The sequence below is a fragment of the Sphingomonas sanguinis NBRC 13937 genome (assembly GCF_001591005.1).
GTDB classification, from domain to species: domain Bacteria; phylum Pseudomonadota; class Alphaproteobacteria; order Sphingomonadales; family Sphingomonadaceae; genus Sphingomonas; species Sphingomonas sanguinis.
In genome coordinates this window covers 1-5,613 of sequence record NZ_BCTY01000092.1, presented here as the reverse complement: position 1 = coordinate 5,613, position 5,613 = coordinate 1, and the positions used below count along the sequence as shown (strand labels likewise).

At 63.8% G+C, this 5,613-nt stretch carries 4 protein-coding genes; all 4 read left to right on the top strand.

Going from position 1 to position 5,613, the window contains the following annotated elements:
- Positions 1-90 precede the first annotated feature (90 nt).
- The 4 genes from metH (at position 91) to SSA01S_RS18525 (ending at position 5,535) form a co-directional block, all read left to right on the top strand.
- Positions 91-2,691, top strand: coding sequence for a methionine synthase (gene metH / locus SSA01S_RS18540; RefSeq protein ID WP_061781579.1), 2,601 nt, complete (start codon positions 91-93; stop codon positions 2,689-2,691).
- Between the two features lie 260 nt (positions 2,692-2,951).
- Positions 2,952-4,100 (top strand): EAL domain-containing protein, encoded by a 1,149-nt coding sequence (locus SSA01S_RS18535; RefSeq protein ID WP_167348942.1) that lies wholly within the window; start codon positions 2,952-2,954, stop codon positions 4,098-4,100.
- 122 nt (positions 4,101-4,222) lie between these two features.
- Entirely contained in the window at positions 4,223-4,942 is a 720-nt protein-coding gene (gene gntA, locus SSA01S_RS18530; protein WP_061781577.1) for a guanitoxin biosynthesis heme-dependent pre-guanitoxin N-hydroxylase GntA, read from the top strand.
- Positions 4,939-5,535, top strand: a complete 597-nt coding sequence (locus tag SSA01S_RS18525) for a DUF1989 domain-containing protein (protein WP_058718141.1) — start codon at positions 4,939-4,941, stop codon at positions 5,533-5,535. Before gntA ends, SSA01S_RS18525 begins: the two co-directional genes overlap by 4 nt.
- The last annotated feature ends 78 nt before the right edge of the window (positions 5,536-5,613 follow it).

Sequence of the window (5,613 nt, the reverse complement as noted above, 5' to 3'; positions counted from 1 at the left end):
GGGGTATCCCACCTCTCGATAGCGTGACACCCCTCCGTCAGGGCTGCGCCCTGCCACCTCCCCTTCCAGGGGAGGAATAGAGATCGAAAAATGACCCAGACCGCCTCCTCCACCAATTTCGTCAATGTCGGCGAGCGGACCAACGTCACCGGCTCGGCGGCGTTCAAGAAGATGATCCTGGCGGGCGACTATGCCCGCGCGGTGGAGGTGGCGCGCAGCCAGGTCGAGAATGGCGCGCAGGTGGTCGACGTCAACATGGACGAAGGGCTGCTCGACGCCGAATACGCCATGACCACCTTCCTCAAGCTGATCGCCGCCGAGCCCGATATCGCGCGCGTGCCGATCATGATCGACAGCTCGAAATGGAGCGTGATCGAGGCGGGGCTGAAGTGCGTCAGCGGCAAGCCGATCGTCAATTCGATCAGCATGAAGGAAGGCGAGGAGGCGTTCCTTCACTATGCCCGCCGCTGCATGGCGTACGGCGCGGCGGTGGTCGTCATGGCGTTCGACGAGGTCGGTCAGGCCGACACTAAGGACCGCAAGGTCGAGATTTGCGCGCGCGCCTACGACCTGCTGATGTCCATCGGCTTTCCGCCCGAGGACATCATCTTCGACCCCAATGTCTTCGCGGTCGCCACCGGCATCGAAGAGCATAACAATTACGGCGTCGACTTCATCGAGGCGTGCCGCGAAATCAAGGCGCGCTGCCCGCACGTCCATATCTCGGGCGGGCTGTCGAATCTGTCTTTCAGCTTCCGCGGCAACGAACCGGTGCGCCGCGCGATGCACTCGGTGTTCCTCTACCACGCCATTCCGGCGGGCATGGACATGGCGATCGTCAATGCGGGCCAGCTCGACGTGTACGACACGATCGACCCCGAACTGCGCCAGGCGTGCGAGGATGTCGTCCTCAACCGTGACCCGGACGCGGGCGAGCGGCTGGTGGCGCTGGCCGAGCGTTATCGCGGTACCGATGCGGTGGCCGAGAAGCAGGCGGCCGAATGGCGCAGCCTGCCGGTGACGAAGCGTCTGGAATATGCGCTGGTCAAGGGCATCGACGCGCATGTCGTCGACGATACCGAGGAATGCCGGCAAGCGTTCGCGCGGCCCATCGAGGTGATCGAAGGCCCGCTGATGGACGGCATGAACGTCGTCGGCGACCTGTTCGGATCGGGCAAGATGTTCCTGCCGCAGGTGGTCAAGTCCGCCCGCGTCATGAAGAAGGCGGTCGCCCACCTACTTCCCTTCATCGAGGCGGCGAAGGAGCCGGGCGCCAAGGGCAAGGGCAAGATCGTGCTCGCCACCGTCAAGGGCGACGTGCACGATATCGGCAAGAACATCGTCGGCGTCGTGCTCCAGTGCAACGGCTTCGAGGTGGTCGATCTGGGCGTCATGGTCCCCTGGTCGAAAATCCTTGCCTCGGCGGTCGAGCATGACGCCGACATGATCGGCCTGTCGGGCCTCATCACCCCCTCGCTCGATGAGATGGTGACGGTGGGTGAGGAGATGCAGCGGGCGGGCATGACCATGCCGCTGCTGATCGGCGGTGCCACCACCTCCAAGGTCCACACCGCGCTGCGTATCGCGCCCGCCTATGAGGGGCCGGTGGTCCACGTCCTCGACGCCAGCCGCGCGGTCGGCGTGGCGACCACGCTCGTGTCCGATACCCAGCGCGACCCTTACGTCGCGCAGGTCGCGGCCGATTACGAAGCCGTCCGCAAGGCGCGCGAGGGGAAGGGGGCGAACGCGCTCCTGCCGCTGGAGGAAGCCCGCGCGCGCGGCTTCGTCGCGGATATGACCCTGAAGGCGGGTGAGCCCAAGCAGCCGGGCGTGCATGTCTATCAGGATTGGGACCTGTCCGACCTGCGCGACTATATCGACTGGACGCCCTTCTTCCGCGCCTGGGAACTGGCGGGCAACTTCCCCGCCATCCTGACCGATGAGGTGGTCGGCGAGAGCGCCAGCGGGCTGTACGCCGATGCGCAGGCGATGCTCGACACGATCATCGCCGAGAAGTGGCTGACCGCGCGCGGCGTCGCCGCGCTGTGGCCGTGCCGCCGCGATGGTGACGACGTGATCCTGACCGCCGAGGGCGAGGAAACCCGCATCCCCTTCCTGCGCCAGCAGATCGCCAAGCGCGAAGGCCGCGCCAATATGTGCCTGGCCGACTTCATCGATCCGGCGGGTGACTGGATCGGCGGCTTCGCGGTCGGCATCCACGGCATCGACGCGCATATCGAACGCTTCCGCAGCGGCCATGACGATTATAACGACATCCTGCTCAAGGCACTGGCCGACCGTCTGGCCGAGGCGTTCGCCGAGCGCCTCCACGCCCATGTCCGCACCGACCTGTGGGGTTATGCGGCGGGTGAGCAACTGACCAACGAGGCGCTGATCCGCGAGCAATATCGCGGCATCCGCCCCGCACCCGGCTATCCCGCCTGTCCGGAACACAGCATCAAGCGGACACTATTCGACCTGCTGGGGGGCGAGGCGGCTGTTGGGCTGGAGCTGACCGACAGCTTCGCCATGCTGCCGACGGCGGCGGTCAGCGGCTTCTATTTCGGTCATGGCCAGGCGGAATATTTCGGCGTGGCGCGGATCGGCGAGGATCAGGTCGCCGATTATGCCGTTCGCCGCGGCGTGGACGTGCCGCAGGCAACACGTTGGTTGCGCCCCAACTTGGACTAAGTCCATGTAAGTATTACGCTGAATTAGTTAATTAATATAGTTAATATGTACTAAATTGGTAATTGCCAAAAATGGAAGGTTGCACATTTCTGCCCATATCAATTTGGATCGAGTTGATAAATCGTGGTTAACGTATATCGTCTCTGATTGTGTTATTGCGTAATATGATTAAGCCCTCGCCGCGTTATTAGGAGTCGCGGCTGGGGAGATTGGCTTCACTACTGGCAATGCGGCACGATGGGGTGGGTGCTTTGTCGGATGTGATCCATCATATAGAGGTCGGCAATCTCGAATTGCTCGAGGCTTGCTGGGGCGTCGTGGTTGCCGATCTGGTCATGGGCCATGTGCAGACGCGGCTGCGGCAGGCGGGCCTGCGCGTGGAATTGGAGCGCGAGCATGGCCGTTTCCTGATTCTCGGGGACATACGCAGCGGTGGCCCCATCGACCCCGACCGCTTGGCCAGCCTGCCCTATCAACTGACCGCCGAGCCCATTCCGATCGATCTGGTGACGGGGCAAATGGGTGCGGCGGTTCATGCGGTGATATCCTGGCAGGCGCTCAACATCCCGCGGTATCGGACGCCGCGCGACATGCGGGCCGATCATGGTGAGCGCTGGTTCGCGATCTACAAGAGCGACATGCAGGTGGTGGCCCACGCCTTTGCTTGCACGCGCGACGGGCGACTGAACCCGCATTGGCAGCCGGTGTGCGATTGTCGTGACAGCGGCCGCATCCTGTATCACGAAGCGCTGGCGCGGTTCGGGGATCATGGGGAAAGCCTGTCCCCGGCCGTGATATTTCCCGCGCTCGAGCGGCTTGGCATGGCGTCGGCCTTCGACAAGGTGATGGCGCATTACGTCCTGGCCGAGCTACGCGCCGATCCAACCGCGACATTGGGGCTCAACATCTCGGCCACCTCGGCGCATCTGCGCGGGTGGTGGCGCCAGATCCTGCGCGACCTGACCGATCGACCGGACATTGCCAGCCGGCTGATCGTCGAGATTACCGAGACCGAACCGATTTTCCGCCTAGACGAAGCGGTGGCCTTCGCTCGGGCGCTCCGCGCTGCCGGTGCGACATTGGCGCTCGACGATTTCGGCGCGGGTTTCACCACTATCCGGGAATTGATGGACCTCATGCCGGCCTTGGTGAAGATCGATGCGCTCTTCCTGCACAGGGCCATGACGGATGACGGTGTCGCCCAGAGCCTGCGGCATCTGATCGGCCTGATCCGGGAATTGGGCGGCACGGTCATTATCGAGGGAGTGGAGAACCAAGCCATGGTCCATCTCGCCCATGCCAGCGGTGCGCGGTGGCAGCAGGGCTTCCATTATCGCCGACCATCGCCGGTTCGGTTGATCTCGGAATCATCGGTCGACGTGCCCCGGCTGGCCCAGCAGCGCGGCTGAATGGCGACGGACCGCACGGTGATGTTGATCTTTATCAATCTAATGGAGCATTGACCGGCAATATATTGACGCGAAAGAATTTTCGCGGAACGGCGGCTATCCGGCGCACGTTCAGCCGGGCGATGTCGAACCATAATAGCACCCTCTTCCCCGCGCACGATCCGAGCGAGCCGGAGTCGGCCGCCTTGCTGCGCGACCATATCGCCGCTGCGGATTTCCCTTGTGTCGGTGCCAAAGCGGCAATGGCGCGCGGCACCCTGGAAATCCTGGGCGCCCGCGACATTGCAAGCGCTTGGGACGACCTGCGCATCCATGACCGCTTGCGCCGCTTTGCCGCGTGTTACCGGGCCGAGCCGCAACTGTTCCGCAGCCTCGCGGTCGTCTTTGCCGGACCTGACGAGCTGGACGAAGCGGCGTTCGAGCGCGCGGTCTGGGCGCGTATCCAGTCGCTGTCCGACAAGGATGTCTGGCTGGGCCAGGACTGGGATGCGCGGGTCAGCGCTGATCCCGACGATCCGCATTTCTCGCTGTCCTTTGGCGGTGAGGCATTTTTCGTGGTCGGGCTGCATCCCCATGCCAGCCGCCCGGCGCGGCGCTTCCCGCGTCCCGCGATGATCTTCAACCTGCATGACCAGTTTGAGACGCTGCGCGCGCAGGGCAAGTACGAAACGATGCGAGAGAAGATCATGATGCGCGACGAAGCGCTGGCGGGTACGCGCAATCCCATGCTCGCCCGCCATGGTGAGATGAGCGAGGCGCGGCAATATAGCGGCCGGGTGGTCGAGGAGGGCTGGCGCTGCCCCTTCCACTATGCAGGCGCGCCGGGCGAGGCCAAGGCATGAACGCTGCGACCGTCGAAATCCCGCCGCGCAGCGGGGACGCCTTTCGTCTGTCCAAGGGAGACAGCCTGACCGTTATCGACCCGCGCGGGCGACAGGTCGCTGATCTGCTCGCCTTTAATGCCGACGATCTGGACGAGGTGATTTCGTCGGGCCGTACGCTCGATTATGCCGAGACGATCCGGCTGACCAAGGGGCACAAGCTCTATTCCAACCGGTCGCGGGTGATGCTTGAGATCGTCGAGGATACGGTTGGGATGCACGACTTCCTGCTGACGCCGTGTTCGGTCGATACCTTCGACCATTTCTATCCCGACCTGCCGCGCCATAGGGGGTGCTTCGGCAATCTCGCGGCGGCGCTGGAGCCTTATGGCGTAGTGCCGGACCGGATCCCGGTGGCGTTCAACTGCTTCATGAACGTGCCCGTCGACGGGAAGACGGGCAAGCTGGAGGTGCTGCCACCCTTGAGCGGGCCGGGCGATCATATCCGCTTTGTGGCGCATATGGACTTGGTGATCGGCCTGACCGCATGTTCGGCGCCCGCATCCAATGGGGGCAGTTTCAAGCCGATCGAATATCGCGTGGAGCGGGCCTAACCAATTCCTCCCCTGCAAGGGGAGGGGGACCAGCAAAGCTGGTGGAGGGGTGTCACCGTCTCGATAGCGGGACACCCC

What these genes read in the sequence shown, in the direction of transcription:
- metH (WP_061781579.1), top strand. Translation starts at nt 91, where the DNA reads ATGACCCAGACCGCCTCCTCCACCAATTTCGTCAATGTCGGCGAGCGG.
- gntA (WP_061781577.1), top strand. Translation starts at nt 4,223, where the DNA reads ATGTCGAACCATAATAGCACCCTCTTCCCCGCGCACGATCCGAGCGAG.
- SSA01S_RS18525 (WP_058718141.1), top strand. Translation starts at nt 4,939, where the DNA reads ATGAACGCTGCGACCGTCGAAATCCCGCCGCGCAGCGGGGACGCCTTT.